The sequence below is a fragment of the Flavobacterium sp. genome (assembly GCF_029945805.1).
In the GTDB taxonomy this organism is placed as follows: Bacteria; Bacteroidota; Bacteroidia; order Flavobacteriales; family Flavobacteriaceae; genus Flavobacterium.
This window is the reverse complement of sequence record NZ_JAQSDH010000037.1, coordinates 1-19,953: the sequence shown is the minus strand read 5'-3', so window position 1 is coordinate 19,953 and position 19,953 is coordinate 1. Positions and strand designations below refer to the sequence as shown.

Genomic DNA, 19,953 nt, shown 5'->3' with positions numbered 1-19,953 from the left:
TGTTTGATTTTGACAGATCGAAAAATCCCGCAATTAGCGGGATTTTTTATTTAAATCCTAATCTAGATTTTAATTTCAGAAATAACAACGCGATAGAATAAGCATCATCTGAAGCAGAATTTCTTTCGTTTGCAGGAATTTTGTAGTGCTTTATTAAATCATCGAGTGAAAAAGATTTGGTAATATCTAGTAATTTTTGATGCATTATTTCAATATCTAGCGCTTCATTTTTCAACTTTCCGCATTGCATTTTTTCCAAAACATCGTTAATCATTTCAATATCGAAGTGGATCCGGTGTCCAACTAAAACAGCATTACCAATATAGTCAACAAGTGATTGAATTGCCTGATATTCAGATAGTTTCGTTAGTTTGCTTTCAATTAGAAATTCATTTGACAATCCATTGTCATGCAGATATTTATATTGTAAAATAACAACTTCAAAATTATCGCCGATTCGGATGATATCACTGCTAACTCCTAAGGCTCCAAAGGAAAGAATCACATCTTTTTTTGGATTTAGTCCAGTAGTTTCTGTGTTTAAAATCACATATCGGTTAGATTTGCTTTCAAACTTGGCCAGATACAGTTTCCAAAATTCAGGATATTCCTTATTTATGTTTTTAATCCAATCTAACATATTACGAAAATTGAGTTAACTGAAATTTATCCTTGATTAATTCTTCCAAATCTTTCATGGGTCCCAAGGCATTTTTGAGTTTTTCCTTGTCAATTTTAGACATTTCTTCTACATTGATGTATTCGCCTGAACCGTCATTTTTCAACCCTTCAAGGGTTCTAAATTTTGACAAAATTAAAAAAGCATCTGCGCAATTTAAGTATGTTTCAGAGAATTTTGGATCGGACAGTGCCAATTGTTTAAATCTTTGGTGCGTATTATTGATTCCTTTTAAACCTAAACTGATAGCAAATAGGCGAGCACCATCTACCAAAGGCATAATGGCTCTTTTTTTGATATCAAATTTTCCCTTGTTTACACCTTCTTCTTCAACATTAAATTTCTTAAAAAAGTTTAGTGGCGCATTTTTTCTCAAAGCATCATTGCCTAAAAAATCAAAGAAAAGTGCATTATTCTTAGTGTTTTTGAAAACAACTTCATTCAACTCGTCTTCAATTTTACTTTCACCAATAACAAATTCGTAATCAAAAAAAATACTACTGATATCATTGGATTTTTCACCGGGTGTTTTCATCCAGGTGTTATATTGTTTTATCCACTCTGACATTGATTTGCACCAAAGCATATTACTGGCCATGTGTCCATTTGGACAGTAAGCATAACCCACTTTTTCAAGTATAGTAGTAGCTCTTTTGGCTAATTTTAAGAAGTAATCTTTAACGTCGCGATAATTTTCGGTAGCAACGTCTTCAAAGACTAGGAAACTATCTTGATCCGTTAATAAAAACTGTTCTTTTCTCCCTTGACTTCCGATGCTAAACCAAGCATATCGGGCAGGAGGAGAACCTAAATCAAGAATCGACAATTCTACTGAACGTTTTATTATTGCAGTAATAATTTCACCTGAAATGTTATAGATATGTGGTAGCGGAATATTTTTGGCAATTGAACTCTGAATTAAATTGGTTAATTTTTCTCTAACGGCTTTAAGTTCTTTAGCGGATCGCGAGCGTTTAATTTCCTTTATTAAAACACCTGGATTGTTAGCTTGGGCTACAATTAAATCATGTTCTGAAATTATTCCTTTTACATCTGATTTATCTGATCCATCAACAGTTACGCACAAATGACTGATATTATGCTTTAATAATAAAAGTTGTGCTTCAGCGACCGAAACATTCTCAGGAACTGTAATAACAGGCGAAGACATAATACGATTTATAGTTGAAATAAGAGGAAATCTTCCGTTTGCAATTTTAGATCTAAAATCACTATCAGTAACAATTCCAACCGGATGGTTATTTTCTGTAACAATAACGCTATCTGATAAATTTTCAGTCATTAATTGCGCAGTATCTTTTACAATGGCTGCATTGTTGACTTTTAACGGTGTTTTATTATACGCAAGCGATTGAAAATATTGCATTTCGGTTGTCTGATTGTCGGTGTAGACATTATCAGTCATTAGTTTTCCTCGGTTTTCTTTATCGAACGGATTTCTGGTATTGGTGGCGAAACTTTCTAATAAAAAGTCCAAAACCTGTGGATTCTGAGCTACGAAAGGCTTAAATGAACCAATAGGAATAGCATAAACGATGCTGTCTTCACGAGCTTTTGCCGTCATCATATAGTTATTCTTAGCGAAAAAAGGACGTAACCCAAAAACTTCACCAGGATAACATTTGTTTAACAACGTTTCTTCAGAATCGGCAATCACACTCAAATTCACAACGCCAGAGGCAACAACATAGAAACTGTCGTGCAATTTATCGTTGATATTAAATAGGATTTTGTGCTGATCCAAATTTACAACACCAATACTGGAAGCAACTTGAATCAGTTCGTCATGAGACAAATAAGAGAATGGTGAATATTCTTTTAAAAAATTGGCAATATTTTCAGCAACAGAATTACTCATGTTTAGCATTTAGTGAATATATAATCATACACAAAAGTAGTAAAGCTTAGGCTAACAAGAAACCAATTATAAAAAACATTTAAGAAAGATAGTAACAAAGGGAATCTCTGTTTTAAATTATTCTATTTTACATAATATAAATTATAGTTCAAATATTATATAATTTATGTAATGAGTTTTATAGAGCTAATTTGTTACATTCCATATGTATAAGCTCTCTTTAATAAAGCTTTTGTTCTAAAAATTCAGTTCCCTAAACTTTTTACCGATGGCCAAGCTTAGTTTAGTTTTATAATCTTCCATGAGCCATTCCCGATAATTCTTACTAGTTTTACCCAAGCACCTAACGTATTGTACTACGCGGCTTTCAATATCATCAGATAATAGTTTTGAAAGCATCCGTGCTTGATTTAATTCGCTTGTATTTTCAACACACATTACCGCATGTTGATTGATAGACTTTTCTAGAACTTCCTTCGAACGCTGATTTCGAGCAATAACTTTCTTAAATTCTTCATCAATATCGATAGTTATGTCCGTTGAATTGGCAAACATTTTCCTTATTGCATCCGGCATTACATATTTGAAATGCGTTTCAATTTCGACATCATCACGAAGATTTTCTAAATAATATTCTGGTGATCTAAAAATATGTTGCCAATCAATAGAATCATTCCATAAACCAAATCGGATGGCGTTATTTCCTAAATCTATAACTGTAAAATTATTTTTATGAGGTAATTTACGTGAGCCACGTCCAATCATTTGAAAATATAAGGTCAATGACTTTGTGGCTCTATTTAAAATAATACTTTCCACTGTAGGTTCATCAAAACCTGTCGTGAGAATTCCAACCGAAGTCAAAATAGCATCTGGAGTCTTTTTAAACCAATGCAGAATATCTTTTCGATCTTCAACAGATGTAGTATTATCAAGATGACGAATTTCGAATCCAGCTTCCCTAAACGTTTCATAAACATACAGCGAAGTATTAATTCCGTTATTGAATATCAAAGTCTTTTTGCCCAATGATTTCTCTGTGTAAGAATGTAGCAATTTTTCCTGCATTACCATGTTCATATACAAATCATCAGAAGATTTTACAGTATAATCACCATTAATTCCGACTTTTAAAGAGGTTAAACCCACATCGTAACTGTACGTGGTTGCTTTCGCCAAAAATCCTTTATCGATAAGCGATTGAATGGTATCGCCAACAATAAGTTCATCATAATTATTGTGCATGGGAAGTTTAATATTCGAACTCAATGGTGTAGCGGTTACGCCAAGAATAAAAGCATTTTTAAAGGAGCTGAACAATTTTCTAAACGAATTATAATGTGCTTCGTCAATGATAACTAAACCCACATTGTCAATCATCAACTTTTCATCATTCAAACGGTTTTTTAAAGTTTCAACCATCGCAACAAAACACGAATATTCATCCTGGTCTGGTAATTCTTTAATAGTACTGTTGATAATTTTATTTTTGACATCGAAACCTTTAAGCATTTTGGATGTCTGCTTGCAAAGCTCAATTCGGTGCGTTAGTACAACAACTTTTTTGTTGTGTTGCGACAAATAGCGTCTGACTATTTCAGAAAAGATTACCGTTTTTCCGCCGCCAGTTGGCAATTGGTATAGCAAATGATAGTCATTTCTAGCATTGTCAAGGCGCTCAAAAATTTTGTCAATATCGCCTTTTTGGTAGCCGTAAAGTTCCTTTTTATCTTCGGTTTCGGGAATAAAATCTTTTTGAGACATAACGATTAGTACAATTTTGCAAAAGTACACCTAAAAAAGACTTATCGCGTAACATTAATAATTTATTTACAAAAAATTGTCATCTACTTTTTCTATAAAAGCATTAAACTCATATTTATTGATCCAGTTTTGGCGATTGGCCTCTTCATTAATCGCCACTACTCTATCTAAAAAATCACTAAGAATCCCATTTTCAATACTAAAAGTAACTGCTTGGTGATAAGCTAAAAAGATGCTTTTAAAAAAGGTTTCGTATTTAACCTGCCGTTTGCTCGAATACGACATAGCCGTTTCAATAGTAAAAAACATCAGATCGGCAATCATAAAAATATCAACACCCAGAGTCAGAAAATGTTTAATGTATTTTTGAGCAACGGTCCGGCGCATTTTTGATCTTTTACCTTTAGATGGAAAATATTCGTTCGCAATTTTAACTTTTGCTTCATCTATAAGCTTTTTTTCATTCGGATTAAAAGCAAAGTCGTAGTATACTTTTACTGTACTGAATTTATCATACAATTCAATGATTTGTTCTTCCAATTGCTCTTTACTGAGTTCTCTAATGTATTTTTTTAAATCGCGCTTACTCATACAAATGCTAAATTTTTACAAAAGTAATTTAGTTTGTAGTTTTTTGAATAATGATATGCTTAATTTTGCGTGCTTAAACTAATTAAATATAAAATGCTTAAAATTTTTAAAATTATTGCTCTAGTTGAAGGTATATCGGCATTGCTTCTTTTTTTCTTTGCTATGCCAATGAAATATATTTTTAATGAACCAATTTATGTCAAACATATTGGTATGGCTCATGGAATATTATTTACTACATATATAATTTTTGCAACCATTTTGAAGTTTAATGAAAACTGGAGTTTCAAAAAGTATGGTATAATTTGTTTAGCATCAATCCCGCCGTTTGGAACTTTTTATATTGAAAAAAAATATTTAAGAAATGCATAAATTAGTTGAAAAATTGTTCAGTTGGTGTTATCCTATGTTAAAGAAATTGGACTTAGGCGAAACTCTTTCAGCTTATTTGAGTTTGCTTGTCAATATCTTTATACTAGCGATTCTATCTTATATAATGTATTTGATTTTCAGATACATACTAGTCAGAGCTATGATTGTAATTGCTCGAAAATCAAAAACTAAATTTGATGATTTATTGGTTTCCAATAAGACCGCCAAATATATCGCTCATTTAATTCCACTTCTATTCATCTATAAATGTGTTCCAATTATTCTAGAAAACTTTGTTTATTGGGAATCTATTTTTGGTAAGCTTGTTGCAATTTATATTGTTCTTTTGAGTTTATGGATTATTAAAACCATTTTTAATTCGCTCCGTGACTATTTAAAATTAAACCCAAAATTTAGTGACAAACCTATCGATAGTTACATTCAAGTAATTATGATAATGTTATGGATTTTTGCATTTGTTTATGTTATTTCGAAAATATTTGATATCACCACAACGGCAATGTTGGGAACGTTTGGGGCAATTTCTGCCGTGATCATTTTGATATTTAGAGATACTATTTTAGGATTCGTCGCTAGTGTTCAAGTATCGTTGAACGATATGGTTCGGATTGGTGATTGGATAACTTTTGACAAATTTGGTGCTGATGGTGACGTAATCGAAATTAACCTCGCAACAGTAAAAGTGAGAAACTTTGACAACACAACCACAACGATACCCACTTATAGTATGATTTCTGATTCGTTCCGAAACTGGCGCGGCATGTTAAATTCACATGGAAGAAGAATCAAAAGACATATTTTAATCAAAGCAAACAGTATTCGGTTTTTAAATGAAGACGAACTTCAAGAATTAAAAAAAATCCATTTGGTTAGTCAATATATTGACCTTCGTCAAAATGAGATTGATAATTTTAATAAAGCAAACAAAGTAGATAAATCAATTCTGATTAACGGAAGAAACATGACTAATTTTGGATTGTTCCGAAAATACATAACACAGTATTTACTTCAGCATCCTGGTCTAAACAAAAATATGATTTTGCTTTGCCGCCAGTTGCAACCAACTCCACAAGGAATACCATTAGAAATTTATACGTTTTCGAGTGATAAACGTTTTGAAAATTATGAATATATTATGGCTGATATCTTTGACCATATTTTTGCTTCGATTTCCTATTTTGATCTAGAAATTTATGAGATGCCGTCTGGCAAAAGTGATTTTGTCGAATTATAATCGATCTTTACTAAACTCGACCTGCGTTTTCCCATGAGCTTTGGGTTTTCCGTCTTCTCCAAGGCTAACCATCGTGATAGTATCAATGGTAATAATGCTTTCTCGAGTCATCATGTTCCGAACCGTACAACTCAAAGTTAAGGAAGTGTGACCAAACTTTATAACATCAATACCTATTTCAACTATATCGCCTTGCTTTGCAGAGCTTCTAAAGTTGATTTCAGACATATGTTTAGTGACAATTTTTTGATTCTGAAGTTGAATTATGGAATATAAAGCCAACTCCTCATCTATCCATGCGAGTAATCTTCCACCAAATAAGGTGTGATTCGGATTTAAATCTTCGGGTTTGACCCATTTTCTGGTATGAAATCTCATTTTATAATTGTTAGTAGTCAAAATTAGCGTTTAAAAGGTCAAAATTTACTTTTAAAAAATTAATAAATGATAATGATAAATTTATTGGTAGCTTAATTAGCATATATCCAAAATAAGGCTTCAAATTACAAGATAGTTTTCAAAATATACGATCTATCGCCTCAATAAAATCTAAAAATGTGGATTATTAGATTGAAACATTTATATTTGTAGCGATTTAAAATTTTATTAAATAATCCTAAATCAAATCTTATGAAGAAAAGTTTACTCCTATTGCTAACTTTATTATGTTTTTCAGTTAGTTCAAATGCGCAAAAAAACAAGAAAAATAGCGTTCCGCTAGATCTTATTGCGGCACAACCTGACAAAGAACTTACAGGTGAAGTTTTTAATAGATGGTCTATCGAAGGGCAATTTGGTCAAGCTAAAGGTTCTAAACCATATTCAACTGGTTATTATGGAAACAATCCTGGTAAATTTTTTGGTGGAGTTGCTTTTAATAGTTGGGGATTTGGTGCTAGATATATGTTTAGTCCAAAATTTGGGGTTAAATCAAATATAAATATTGACAATCTTCAAGAACAAAATAATTCAGGAAGTTTACCTTTTCAAATGCAGCACATTCAGTTTTCTGGAGAAGGTGTTGTGAATCTGGTACGATTATTTGATATTCAAAAACAAGCAGGCCGATTTGGTTTGTTATTTCACTTAGGTTTTCAGATTTCTCGTATGTCACCACAAATTGGTCCTTATTCCGATTTAGAAGAATGGAATGGCGGACTTGTTGCTGGATTACAACCGCAATTTAGAATATTTAAAAACGTAAGTGTATTTGCTGATTTTACTATTAATTCAAATGTTAGACAACATTTCAATTGGGATGGTCAAAGTTTTTCAGCTCCTGAGAATAACCTAGCGGGAAGTCTTTACAGAACTTCATTAGGACTTTCAGTAGCACTTGGAAAAGGAAAAATACACGGAGATTGGGCAATTATTGAGGATAAAAATGATTCTAAACTGGATTCTCTAAATAATAGAATTGGAGAAATCGAAGAATTGATGAACGATAGTGATAAGGATGGTGTACCTGATTACTTAGATGTAGAACAAAATTCTATAGCAGGCGTAGCGGTTGATACTAAAGGTAGAATGGTAGACAAAAATAATAACGGTGTACCAGATGATCTAGAGAAATACGTTAATAATGCTGTTACAAATAACAATTCTTCTACAAGTTCAGCTGCCACTGAAGGCGCTGTACTTCAACTTATAAATGAAGGATATATAGCGGCTTATTTCGATACTGCTAAAGCAACACCAAATAATGCTTCTGCAAGTAACATCGGATTTATATTAAATTATTTAAAAAATAATCCTAGTAAAAATGTTGATATTACTGGTTATGCTGATGAAATTGGCAGTACAGAAAATAATAATAAGTTATCTTCTGACAGAGCTCAGGCGGTTAAAGCTATTTTAGTAAAAGCTGGAATAAGTGAATCAAGAATCACTATAACACCTAGAGGAGAAGATGATTCTGTTGACAAAAAATCCGATTGGGCAAGACGTCTGGTTCGTAAAGCTTTATTTAAAGTTAAATAATATTAACAATCAATTTTTAATAACTATACTAAACCTCTGTTTTTCAACAGGGGTTTTTTTATAACTTTAAAAGAAAAACTTATGGAAGCTAGAGATAATAATGTTCTTGAATTAAGAGGAGAAACTTTAGGAACAATTAGCAATCAATCCTCAGTTGAAGAAGTGTTTCAAAACAGAACCCTCCGCCCTATTTTGAAATTGCAAAATGACTTATTCATTCAAGTTTTTATTAATTATGTTCTAAAACAAAAAGGGTCGTTTTTTGAATTAACACCTGATAAAAAAATGGCTTACATAGAAAATGTAATACAGCGCGATATCAAGTTCAGAAATTCTTTAAAAGGAATGGTAATTGCTTTTTTTACTTTGGATGAATATGCCGAATACATTCAGTTATCTTCTAATTTGAATAAGCGCATGATGAATATGCTTATCGAGCGCCTGAAAAGTCAACTGCAGCTTATTGAACAATAGTTATATCATTGTCAAATATTAAAATCGATAGCAGATTTTAAACGTTTTATTAAAGATAATTTAATAACTAAATATTTTTAAAAAGTAAATCGCAATACTTCTATATTACTATATTTTTATCGATTTCACAACGATTTTTTCATTATAATTGTTAATCTAATAACAATTTATGAGAGAAGAATATTTTAAATGGCATTCACCAAATTTGAACCGTGAAATCGAAATGTTGGTTTTTGGCCATGCCGGATATCCTGTCGTCCTATTCCCTACTTCTATGGGAAGTTTTCATGAAAATCGAGACCAAGGATTAATTGAAAGCGCGCGTTGGTATATCGACCAAGGTTTAATTCAAATCTTTTGTCCAGCTAGCATTGATAAAGACAGTTTCTACAATAAAGGAATCTATCCGGTTCATCGCATCCAAAATCATGTATGGTATGATAAAATGATTTGTCATGAAATCGTCGAGCGTGTTAAAAATAATACTACTTTCGGAAAGGTAGTCGTTGCTGGATGCAGCTTTGGTGGCTATCACGCGGCTAATTTTGCATTTAAACATCCGGGATATGTAAGTCATATGTTTTCAATGGGTGGTGCTTTTTCGATCAAAAATTTTATGGACGGACATTGGGATGATGATGTGTTTTACAACTCTCCTGAAGATTACTTGCACGGATTGAATGATGGCGAACTATGGAATATGGATATTATCTTAGGAACTTCAAATTGGGATATATGCTTGGATGCTAATTTGAAATTGAGTAAAATTTTAGCGCAAAAAGAAGTACCCCATTGGCTCGATATCCGACAGGACCGAGAACACGATTGGCCTGTTTGGAAAGAAATGTTTCCACATTATTTATCAAGAATTAAATTTTTCTAAAACAAATTTCTAAGACATAAACAATACAGATATGAAAAAAATTGGAATATTATTCGGGATGGAAGACACCTATCCGCAAGCGTTCATAGACAGAGTAAACTCTAAAGCCGAAAAAGGGATTATTGCTGAAGCCGTTTCTATTGATAAAGTAGTTCAAAATAAAGGGGGCGAATATGCTGTAATTATTGACAGAATTTCTCAGGATGTTCCTTTCTACCGTGCTTTTTTAAAAAATGCGGCTTTGACTGGAACCAACGTAATCAACAATCCGTTTTGGTGGAGTGCTGATGATAAATTTTTTAATAATGCCTTGGCTGATACACTGGGTGTTCCGTTACCAAATACCGTGATTCTTCCTTCTGCTGAGCATCCTACCGATACCACCTCCAAATCATTTAGAAACTTAAAATATCCAATGGATTGGGAAGGAATTTTTGAGTATATCGGATTTCCAGCTTATATGAAACCTTATGCTGGCGGCGGCTGGAAAAACGTTTACCGATTAGAAAACAAAGAAGAGTTTTGGGAAAAACACCAAGAAACGGGACAATTAGTAATGATGCTACAAGAAGAAATTGTCTTTACCGAATATTTCCGTGTGTATTGTTTGGGCTGCAAGGATGTTAGAATTATGCAGTATGAACCAAGGAATCCGCATCATTTGCGCTATGTAATAGATGGACCGACGATGGATAAAAAATTATTAGCCACCGTTAAAGATTATACGTTACGGCTATGCAAAGGTTTGGGTTATGATTTTAATACCGTTGAGTTTGCTGTTCGAGATGGAATTCCCTACGCAATTGATTTTGGAAATCCAGCGCCAGATGCTGAATTGACTTCAGTTGGAGCAGAAAATTTTGAATGGGTTGTTGAAACGTCAGCAAAAATGGCCATAGCAGCCGCCAAAAAGCAAAAGCCAGGTCAAATGAATTTAACTTGGGGAACCTTTATAAAAGATGCTGCTAAGTAAGTTGGCGGTGCTCTGTTTTCAGTCAGCAGTTGGATTGGTTCCTAAGTAACTTTCAGACCTAACTTCCCTTACTAAAAAAATGCCCTAGCCCAGATAGCAGTGTAAATCCTTTTCTTTTTTAAGAAAAGATTGAAACGAATAGCTGGATTAGCTTCAAATAAAAGAAATATGACCAAAAAGCTACCAATATTTACACTCGGTGTAGAAGAAGAATATCAAATTATTGATCCAGACACAAGAGATTTACGGTCTCATTTGTCTAAAATTGTTGATGGTGCCAAAATCATTTTAAATGAACAAGTAAAAGCGGAAATGCACCAATCGGTGGTTGAAGTTGGGACCAATATTTGCCAAAGTGTTGCTGATGCCAGTAAGGAAATCCGTTTTTTGCGAAGTAAAATCGTTGAATTAGCCGATAAACAAGGTTTAGTTGTTGGTGGTGCTGGGACCCATCCGTTTTCAAGATGGCAAGATCAACCCATTACAGACGATCCCAGATACCACACTATTGTAAATGAGTTGCAAGATGCTGCGCGTTCCAATTTAATTTTTGGGATGCATTGTCATGTTGGCATTCAGAATCGAGAACAAGGCTTGCAATTAATGAATCAGGCGTGTTATTTTTTGCCTCATATTTTTGCACTTTCGACTAACTCTCCATTTTGGGAAGGAAGAAATACCGGTTATAAATCCTTCCGAACTAAAGTATTTGATAAATTTCCGAGAACCGGTTTGCCCGAATACTTTGATTCTGTAGCCTCTTATGATAATTATTTAGATACACTAGTGAAAACTAATTGTATTGATAATCCAAAGAAAATTTGGTGGGATTTGCGTTTGCATCCTTTTTATGACACGATTGAATTTCGTATTTGCGACATGAGTTTAACTGTTGATGAAGCCATGTGTATCGTAGCTATTATTCAGGCTATTGTAGCAAAATTATACAAATTGAATGTTTCCAATACAAGCTTTAATATGTATCGCATTGCATTGATTAAAGAAAATAAATTTCGTGCAGCTCGTTACGGAATTGACAATCACATGATCGATTTTGGGTTACAAAAAGAAGTGGAAACAAAATCATTAATCTTGGAATTGTTAGATTTTATAGACGATGTAGTGGATGAATTAGGCAGTCGGGAACAAATAAATTATGTGCATACTATTATGAACGAAGGAACTGGTGCGGATAAACAATTAAGCGTTTTTGAACAAACCGGAAGTTTAATTGATGTAGTGGACATGATTACAAGTGAATTCACCAAAGGATTATAGATTTTTGATTGCAGCTTACTGATTTTTGATTTCAGATTTTATAGAAATTGATTTTTGAGATTGCCATTGGTATTGAAAAGCTATCTTTGTAACATAAAATAAAGCGGATGAGTCACCAAATTAGAATAGCAGTTTTAGACATGTATAACGGAGAACCTAATCAGGGAATGCGCTGTATCATTGATATTATAAATAAATTTAATCAAATCGTTACGTTCCAAATTTTTGATGTCCGTGGGAAAAACGAATTTCCAGATATTAAAAAATTTGATATTTACATTTCAACTGGCGGTCCTGGTAATCCATTAGAAGGCGATGGGAATTGGGACTTAAAATGGTATGATTTCATTGACCAATTATGGGTTTGGAATAAAGAGCAAAAGGTTAAAAAACATGTTTTATTTATTTGTCACTCCTTTCAGATGGCTTGTCATCACTTTGGTTTAGCTCAAATTAATCAGCGACAATCAACCTCTTTCGGTGTAATGACTGTTCATAAAACGGAAGCCGGAATGAGCGACGCTATTTTAGAAGGTTTGGCAAATCCTTTCTATGCAATAGATAGTCGAGATTACCAAGTAGTGCAGCCTAAATTGAGTATTTTTAGTAAAAAAGGCGCCCTAATTATTTCGTTAGAAAAAATTAGAACCCACCGAGAATATGAACGCGCCATAATGGGAGTTCGTTTTTCGGATGAATTCGTTGGATTGCAATTTCACCCTGAAGCGGATGCTTTAAGTTTTATTGCCAATTTAAAAAATGCGGAGAAAAGAGATAAGATCATTGCCATGAAAGGAAAAACAAAGTTTCGCGACATGTTAGAAGATTTATTGGATGAAACTAAAATCTATAAAACTAATGAAACAATTATTCCAAATTTCTTGCGCATTGCCATAAATGATTTGATTAAAACGAAGAAAATATTGTCGAATTAAAATATAACATAATGAAAATATTAACTTTTGTACTATTTGTTTTGATTTCAAATATGTCATTCTCTCAGGAAAAACCATTGGATACTAAATTATTTGGAAGTTGGTCTGGAACTGAAAAAGACAATCAAAGAGTTGGAATGACCAAAAACTGGATAATGCACCGTTTTGAGAATGGCAATTTTATTTTACTTTTTACTATTATTGAAGATGGAGAAGTATCAAATTTCACCGAAAGTGGTAAATGCTGGACTGTAGGCAATATGTTTTATGAATATCATAATAATTCTAAACAAACAGATGTTTACACGTATCAGGTTTTAGATGAAAATCATGTTAAATTTAAAATGAAAAGTTCTGGAATAGGACAAGATAATGAAGAATATGAATTCATAGACACTAAATTACAAGACAATTTATAAAACTATGTACTCTAAATACAGACAGCTTTTTAACGAAAATTTTACTGAAGATAAGTACACTAACTTCATTGATGACATTACTACTGATTTCGATTATGAAGTAACCTTTCGTATTGGCGAAACTCCTTTTTTTATATCAAATGAATTGAAAAAGCAATTGATTGAAGGCTGTACTCAAGTTATAAATTTCATTAAGCAAGATGATTTCAAAACACTAACAGATAGAGCTTTGGAATTAAACAGAAAAGTTCCGAATGAAGATAATCACACTACATTTTTAGCGATTGATTTTGGGATTTGCGAAGAAGATGGTGAAATTGTTCCGAAGTTAATTGAAGTGCAAGGATTTCCCTCTTTGTTTAATTTTCAGAATCATTTATCACAAAAATTTGTCCACCACTACCCTTTTCTTTCAGAATTGACGCCTTTTTTGAGCGGTCTCAATTCTGATACCTATTTACAATTAATAGAAGAAGCCATTTGTAATAATCATCCAAAAGAAAATGTAATTCTCCTAGAAATTGAACCCGAAAAACAAAACACCAAAATAGATTTCTATTATTGCCATCGTGATATTGGAATTCCAATTGTTTGCGTAACCGAGTTGTATCAAAAAGGAAAACAACTTTTCTATAAGAATGATAAAGGTGTTGAAATTATCGTGAAGCGAATCTACAATCGTGTAATTTTTGATGAATTGGATTTGCGAACCGACTTAAAACTCAACTTCGATTTCTCATCTGATGTTGATGTCGAATGGGCCGGACATCCAAACTGGTTTTTTCGAATTAGTAAATTTATTCTACCGTATCTTAAAGGCAAGTATTTTATCGAAACCACATTATTATCTGATTTAAAGCAAATCCCAGAAGATCTAGAAAATTATGTTTTGAAGCCTTTATTTTCCTTTTCAGGAAGTGGTGTAATTTTTCATGTCAAAATAGAAGATATTGAAGCTGTAAAAGAAAAAGATTTATACATTCTTCAGAAAAAAGTAAATTATAAACCCATTATCCAATCGCCTGACGGAAAAGTAAAAGCTGAAGTTAGAATATTAGCCGTATGGAAAAAAAACGATGAATCCCCTACTCTAGTTACCAATCTGGTGCGATTAAGTCGCGGTGAAATGATTGGTGTAAAATTCAATAAAGATAAAGATTGGGTTGGTGGAACAGTTGGAATGTTTGAGAAGTAAATTTCACTGAGATTCACAGAGAAACAAAGAGAATCACAGAGAACTTTAAAATAGTAGTATTTTTTACTAAACTAAATATACTTTTTTTATCTCCAAAAAACTTTTATCAGAATTCACCAATTCGGAAACAACTTTTTTTCTCAAAATTTCAAAATCATCGTATTTCAAATACTTTGCCCAATTCGTTTCGGTTAAAACTTCTTTGAGCGTTCTGATGGTTTTGGCAGTTTCTTTGGCGTTTCGGAAAACACAATTTTGATCTTCAGCACTTTGTTTGTGGTAGAAATTGACTGCTTTCGTTTCCGTATCCACTTTTATAAAAAAGAGCTTCGAAGTATCGTCATTTGAATAAAAATCGAACCATTTAGCAAAAGCCACAATATTGTGTTGACTTTTAAATTCGGCTAACGGAATCAACCGCCAGTGACAATTCGCCACTCTTCCCCAATGATCCGAAATGCGATACAAACCTTGCTCTGTAAAAATGTATCGGCTTCCGGATTGACTTGTGTAGTTTATTTTTAAGTCGGCAATCTCGGAATGCAGCACTTCCTTCCAAATACAGAAAGTATGTTTGTGAAAATTGTGTTTGCGGTAGATTTTATTTGCCACGAATTTTAATGTAATTTTTTTACAGCTGGTTGTTGAGCAACTGTCGCAAAATCCCTGATTAATCTTTCAGCATAATCATCTAGCAATTCTCGTACTCTTGCATGCGAATCACATTTTACGATCAAGCCTGCATGGTGATCGAGCGGGACTTTGAAACAAACTTCACTATCATCAAAATCTGATAAATCTGGCTGCTCAAATTTAGATAGTGTAAGTACAATGCCTGCAAATTCTTTTTTAATTTCAGGTAATTTATACTCTTTTCCTTTTGCTAAGCAATCTTCAATTTTGGCCCATTCTTTCCAAAGATTTACTCCCGAAGCAGCATCCACCATTTCAGCTAAATGTGCGCCTCCAACTCGAGAAGCGGTTTCAAGGAAATAGATTTTTCCATCGTCGTTGCATTTGATAAATTCAGTATGATTGGCTCCGTGCATCATCCCGAAAGCTTTTAAAACTTGCTCGTTTCCTTTTTTTATTTGCTTATCGTCTTTTGAATTGTACGGAATGTTGGCACTTCTAAAAATTCCGCCACCTTGCGAGATTTCCATTGGTGTTGCCAAATATTGAGAAGTTATGGAGAACACTGTTTTTCCTTTCCAATTCAATCCATCACAATGATACACTGATCCAGGCTTGAACTGTTCTACGAGATATTTTAGTCTATTAGTATCTCCTAAACCATGAATTTTTTGCCACAATTCTTCCTTTGAATTGACTTTTATAATTCCGGATGCCGAAGCTTCAGAACGCGGTTTTAAAAGCCAAGGCGGTGCAATGTTATCCGCAAATTCATTGATTTCATCATCATTAAACAACGAACTAAAGGCTGGAATTGGAATTCCGGCATCTTTAGCCTTCATTCTCATGGCTAGTTTATCACGAAAGTATCTTCCTGTAGTTTGACCCATTCCGTCAATTCTAAGATTTTCTCTTAGATAAGCCGCTTTTTCAACATCAAAATCGTCTAAAGCAATAATAGCATCAATCTTTTTATGACGCATCAATCTTGCGACGCCGGCTAAAAGATCTTCTAAGTTCCAATCCACATCTTGACCAGGCATAAAATAGATTTCATCAATATAATCAAAGGCCCAAGGCTTGTCGCGGAGCTTTTCGGAAGTAATCAAATACACTCGGTTACCTTGTTTTTTAAGATTGATTAAGAAATCATTTCCTTTAAAATAATTTGAAATACAGATGAAGTTTTTTATTGGATTTTCCATGCTATAGATTTTCAATAAAGTTAGTAATTAAGTGCACTCCATAGGCTGTAGCATGTTTGGATTTGGCAAACTCATCATCACCAAAGGCCACACCAGCAATATCAAGATGTGCCCAAGAAGTATGCTTATCTGTAAAAAATTCTAAAAATTTAGCTGCCGAGATTGCGCCCGCAACTGGTTTTCCAGAGTAGTTTTTAACATCAGCAATTTCACTTTCAATATCTGGACTGTACGCATCCCAAAGTGGTAACTGCCACAAACGCTCTCCGACCGCTTCGCCTGCATGTTGTAGTTTTTTGGATAAATCATCATTATTTGTAAACAATCCAGCACATTCATAACCTAAAGTTCCGACAACGCTTCCGGTTAAGGTAGCCAAATCGACGACAGTATCGGGTTTGTAATTTTTAATTAAGTACGATAAACCATCTGCCAAAATCAGTCTTCCTTCGGCATCGGTATCAATAATTTCAATGGAATGTCCGGCATAACTTTGAATCACATCACTTGGTAAAAAGGACAAAGCATCAACTGAATTCTCGCAAGCCGGAACTATAGCCGTAACTTGAACAGGTAATTGCAAATCAGAAATCAATTGCATGGCTCCAAGAACTGCAGCACCTCCAGCCATATCGCATTTCATCTGCACCATTCCAGCAGTTTTAATATTCAAACCGCCTGTGTCAAACGTGATTCCTTTTCCAACCAAACCAACATGTTTTTTGGCATTAGCAGGTTTGTATTCCATGATGATGAATTGTGGTTCCTGGGCGCTTCCTTTTCCAACAGATAGGAACGAATGCAAACCAATTGCTGTCGATTTTTCTCTACCAAAAACAGTAACTTCAAATCCGTATTTTTTCCCGCTATCAATTGCCCAATTGGCTAAATAGATAGGGGTGACTTTATTGGGTGGCAAATCGACCAAAGCGTAAGTTTCGAGTTGGGCATTGGCTATTTTGATTGCTTTAGACATTGCTTCGTCATAATCAGAATTAGCAATATAGATCAATTCAAAATCAGCATTCAAAAAAGGATGCATTTCTGTTTTTTTGTAATGACCAAGATTGTAGGTTCCAAGTAAAAGTCCAGAAATAGCTGCTTCGACTTGATTTATTTGGAAAGTATCAGGAATAACCAAAGCCACATTTTTACCAAAAACTTCTTTTTGCTTCGCAGCAATTCTTCTGAAGATAGTCTTTATTGATTTATAATCGGACTCCTTTCCCAGACCAATGAAAATATGAGTACAATCGTATTTCTCTACTAAATAATGGGTATCTTTTTTCCCGTAAAATACTTGGGAATATACTGAAACTCCGTGGTATTCTATCGGTACAATACTTTTTTGTGTAGTTTCAAAAACCGGAATTAAAATAGTTCCAATGAAGTTATCGAGATTTTGTATTTTTTTAATTTTCATTTGTTTTAATAGTTTAAAAGCAACGTTCACGAAGAAGCCACAACGTTCACAAAGGTTTAATTTTTAATAGTTATTCATTTTTATCGCTAAAGTACATCCATTCAATGGCTTTTGGAAATTCGTCGCTCCAATACCGTTCGTTGTGTTTTCCTTCCATTTTGATGCTTAAACGCACTTTCATTTTATCGGCGTAGCCTTCTTTTTTTAGTAATCTTTTCTTGAAATTCTTAACGTGATCAATCATTGTTGCACTTTCATCGCCACCTGCATATAAGTAAATTCGCGTATCCTGCGGTTCATCCGTATCTAAAAATGACAGCTTAATTTTTGGAACAACCCAAAGCGAAGGAGAGAATATCATCAGTTTTCCAAAAACTTCAGGATACATTATTCCAGAAAAAATACTTACTAATCCGCCCATAGAACTTCCTCCTATTCCGGTGTGTTCTCTATCTGATTTGGTTCGGAAGTTACTGTCGATAAATGGTTTAAGTGTTTCAGTTACAAAACGAATGTATTTTTTTCCTTGACCGTTTCCAAGAACTGTATTACCAACATTGTATTCTTTGATACGTTCTTTTTCGGCATGTTCGACAGCAATGACAATGATGTTTCCAATGTTATATTCTGCCATTACCGCAAGTTTTTTATCTATTTCCCAGTTGCCATATTTCGCTTTTTCATTGAATAGATTCTGCGCATCCTGTAAATATAAAACGGGATAGCTTTCGGTTGAAGTTTCATAGTCATGAGGCAATAGAGCCCAAATTCTTCTGGTTTTATTGAGTTGTGGAATTTCAAACTCTTCTGAAATTAAATGTACTTTGGGCAAAAAATTTGATTTAAATGGCAACCAATTGTGACGCCATTTTGCAACATGTTCTTTGTGAATTCCGTTGTGCTTTTTACACGAACGGTTATCGGTACGATTCCCATATTTATCAATCTCGACTTCACTCCAATCTCCTCGGGTAAACTTGTATAATAATTGTTCCGGATAAACAAAATCAGGCTCAAATTTAAAGTGATACAATCCTAGTCCCACTTTCTCCATTTCGAACTTTTTATCTTGTGTAGTCCAATTATTAAAATTGCCAGAAATAAAAACGGGTCGATCATCATCTTCGTCAGTCGTCAATATAATATTGAGTTGGGGTTCGACTATGTTTTTAATTTCTAAATCTTCTGTCACAACGCTAGGTTCTTTATTCATTGGAGGTTTACACATATTCGTATTAAACGTAAAAATACCTTTTTGCAATTTTATAACAAAGTATTTTTATAAAATATATCAATATTTAAATAGAATACAAATCAACTAACATAATAGTATTTTTTAGCGCTGTATTTTGAGAAAACTATATAAAAAAAGCCTAATCGTTTTTTGCAATTAGGCGTTCGAATATCTAAAATGATTTCGTTTTAGTCATTATCATTTTCGGGTTTAGCACCTTCACTGTTTGAATTTCCTGCATTAGAATCGGCTCTGATTTCGGTATGACGAATTTCACCGCCTGAAGTTCCCACAAATTTTCCTAAAACGACTCCAGCAATTGCGATAACAGCAACAACAAAAGAAACTAATTTTGCTTTGCTGTGAATCTTACTATTAGTGTACAATCCTAAAATTGAAACGGCACCTAGTACATATAAAACTAAAGCTAATTTTTCTGCAATTTCTTCGTGTTCGTGAATTATTTTATTTCCAACACTTGGCATGTCTTCAACTAGCTCCTCTGCTCCTTCTCCAGTAGTCATGCTTATGAAAGCCGTAATTGCAGCTATGATGAACAAAACATAAGAAACATTCTTAATCGAATTGTTTTTAGTCAGTATTCCAGTTAGTAGAATTCCCAATCCGAAAATGGTTCCAATGATCGGAAAATGATTAAAAATCATGTGTAAATGTGCGTCGTTCATTTTGATATTAATTAAGTTAATTACCAGAGCGAAATTATAATTTAAATCATTATTGTCCGATAAAAAATAAAACCGTTTGATTTTATTTCATATCT

At 33.5% G+C, this 19,953-nt stretch carries 20 protein-coding genes; 10 read left to right on the top strand and 10 right to left on the bottom strand.

Annotation, left to right across the window (positions count from 1 at the left end):
• Positions 1–46: 46 nt before the first annotated feature.
• The 4 genes from PSU83_RS09590 to PSU83_RS09575 form a co-directional block, all read right to left on the bottom strand.
• A complete protein-coding gene (locus PSU83_RS09590) occupies positions 47–640 on the bottom strand; it encodes a 3'-5' exonuclease (RefSeq protein ID WP_300589187.1) in 594 nt (197 codons plus the stop codon).
• 1 nt (position 641) lies between these two features.
• Complete coding sequence (locus tag PSU83_RS09585; RefSeq protein ID WP_300589186.1) at positions 642–2,558, bottom strand: DUF294 nucleotidyltransferase-like domain-containing protein; 1,917 nt, start codon at positions 2,556–2,558, stop codon at positions 642–644.
• 237 nt (positions 2,559–2,795) lie between these two features.
• Positions 2,796–4,322 carry a DEAD/DEAH box helicase gene (locus PSU83_RS09580; RefSeq protein ID WP_300589185.1) on the bottom strand — a complete coding sequence of 509 codons (1,527 nt, stop codon included), beginning with the start codon at positions 4,320–4,322 and terminating at the stop codon, positions 2,796–2,798.
• A gap of 66 nt (positions 4,323–4,388) precedes the next feature.
• The gene (locus PSU83_RS09575) at positions 4,389–4,913 is read right to left on the bottom strand and encodes a DUF6155 family protein (protein ID WP_300589183.1); all 525 of its coding nucleotides are present in this window, start codon (positions 4,911–4,913) and stop codon (positions 4,389–4,391) included.
• A 93-nt stretch (positions 4,914–5,006) separates the two neighbouring features.
• Here PSU83_RS09575 and PSU83_RS09570 point away from each other — a divergent pair, with 93 nt between their 5' ends.
• Both PSU83_RS09570 and PSU83_RS09565 read left to right on the top strand, forming a co-directional pair.
• On the top strand, positions 5,007–5,285 hold the full coding sequence (locus PSU83_RS09570) for a DUF3817 domain-containing protein (RefSeq protein ID WP_300589182.1): 279 nt from the start codon (positions 5,007–5,009) through the stop codon (positions 5,283–5,285).
• A complete protein-coding gene (locus PSU83_RS09565; protein ID WP_300589181.1) occupies positions 5,278–6,540 on the top strand; it encodes a mechanosensitive ion channel domain-containing protein in 1,263 nt (420 codons plus the stop codon). The genes PSU83_RS09570 and PSU83_RS09565 overlap by 8 nt, the downstream gene beginning before the upstream one ends.
• Here the strand turns inward: PSU83_RS09565 and PSU83_RS09560 are convergent.
• A complete protein-coding gene (locus PSU83_RS09560) occupies positions 6,535–6,918 on the bottom strand; it encodes a hotdog domain-containing protein (RefSeq protein WP_300589180.1) in 384 nt (127 codons plus the stop codon). The genes PSU83_RS09565 and PSU83_RS09560 overlap by 6 nt on opposite strands.
• A gap of 252 nt (positions 6,919–7,170) precedes the next feature.
• Between PSU83_RS09560 and PSU83_RS09555 the strand changes: the two genes are divergently transcribed.
• The 8 genes from PSU83_RS09555 (at position 7,171) to PSU83_RS09520 (ending at position 14,677) form a co-directional block, all read left to right on the top strand.
• Positions 7,171–8,520, top strand: a complete 1,350-nt coding sequence (locus tag PSU83_RS09555; protein WP_300589179.1) for an OmpA family protein — start codon at positions 7,171–7,173, stop codon at positions 8,518–8,520.
• An 81-nt stretch (positions 8,521–8,601) separates the two neighbouring features.
• Entirely contained in the window at positions 8,602–8,994 is a 393-nt protein-coding gene (locus PSU83_RS09550) for a glyoxalase (RefSeq protein WP_300589178.1), read from the top strand.
• Positions 8,995–9,163: 169 nt separating this feature from the next.
• Complete coding sequence (locus PSU83_RS09545) at positions 9,164–9,877, top strand: esterase (RefSeq protein WP_300589177.1); 714 nt, start codon at positions 9,164–9,166, stop codon at positions 9,875–9,877.
• 31 nt (positions 9,878–9,908) lie between these two features.
• Positions 9,909–10,850 carry a hypothetical protein gene (locus tag PSU83_RS09540; RefSeq protein ID WP_300589176.1) on the top strand — a complete coding sequence of 314 codons (942 nt, stop codon included), beginning with the start codon at positions 9,909–9,911 and terminating at the stop codon, positions 10,848–10,850.
• 168 nt (positions 10,851–11,018) lie between these two features.
• On the top strand, positions 11,019–12,128 hold the full coding sequence (locus PSU83_RS09535; protein WP_300589174.1) for a carboxylate-amine ligase: 1,110 nt from the start codon (positions 11,019–11,021) through the stop codon (positions 12,126–12,128).
• Between the two features lie 107 nt (positions 12,129–12,235).
• Positions 12,236–13,063 (top strand): GMP synthase, encoded by an 828-nt coding sequence (locus PSU83_RS09530; RefSeq protein WP_300589173.1) that lies wholly within the window; start codon positions 12,236–12,238, stop codon positions 13,061–13,063.
• 11 nt (positions 13,064–13,074) lie between these two features.
• Positions 13,075–13,482 (top strand): hypothetical protein, encoded by a 408-nt coding sequence (locus tag PSU83_RS09525; protein ID WP_300589172.1) that lies wholly within the window; start codon positions 13,075–13,077, stop codon positions 13,480–13,482.
• A gap of 4 nt (positions 13,483–13,486) precedes the next feature.
• Positions 13,487–14,677 (top strand): hypothetical protein, encoded by a 1,191-nt coding sequence (locus tag PSU83_RS09520; protein WP_300589171.1) that lies wholly within the window; start codon positions 13,487–13,489, stop codon positions 14,675–14,677.
• Between the two features lie 66 nt (positions 14,678–14,743).
• Here PSU83_RS09520 and PSU83_RS09515 read toward each other — a convergent pair whose 3' ends face one another.
• The 5 genes from PSU83_RS09515 to PSU83_RS09495 all read right to left on the bottom strand — a co-directional run bounded on the left by PSU83_RS09515 (position 14,744) and on the right by PSU83_RS09495 (position 19,858).
• Positions 14,744–15,289, bottom strand: coding sequence for a hypothetical protein (locus PSU83_RS09515; protein WP_300589170.1), 546 nt, complete (start codon positions 15,287–15,289; stop codon positions 14,744–14,746).
• Positions 15,290–15,294: 5 nt separating this feature from the next.
• A complete protein-coding gene (locus PSU83_RS09510; RefSeq protein WP_300589169.1) occupies positions 15,295–16,515 on the bottom strand; it encodes an ATP-grasp domain-containing protein in 1,221 nt (406 codons plus the stop codon).
• A gap of 1 nt (position 16,516) precedes the next feature.
• Positions 16,517–17,938 (bottom strand): leucyl aminopeptidase family protein, encoded by a 1,422-nt coding sequence (locus PSU83_RS09505; protein WP_300589168.1) that lies wholly within the window; start codon positions 17,936–17,938, stop codon positions 16,517–16,519.
• Between the two features lie 70 nt (positions 17,939–18,008).
• Positions 18,009–19,151 (bottom strand): alpha/beta hydrolase-fold protein, encoded by a 1,143-nt coding sequence (locus PSU83_RS09500; protein WP_300589166.1) that lies wholly within the window; start codon positions 19,149–19,151, stop codon positions 18,009–18,011.
• Between the two features lie 209 nt (positions 19,152–19,360).
• A complete protein-coding gene (locus PSU83_RS09495; RefSeq protein ID WP_300589165.1) occupies positions 19,361–19,858 on the bottom strand; it encodes a hypothetical protein in 498 nt (165 codons plus the stop codon).
• Between the last annotated feature and the right edge of the window lie 95 nt (positions 19,859–19,953).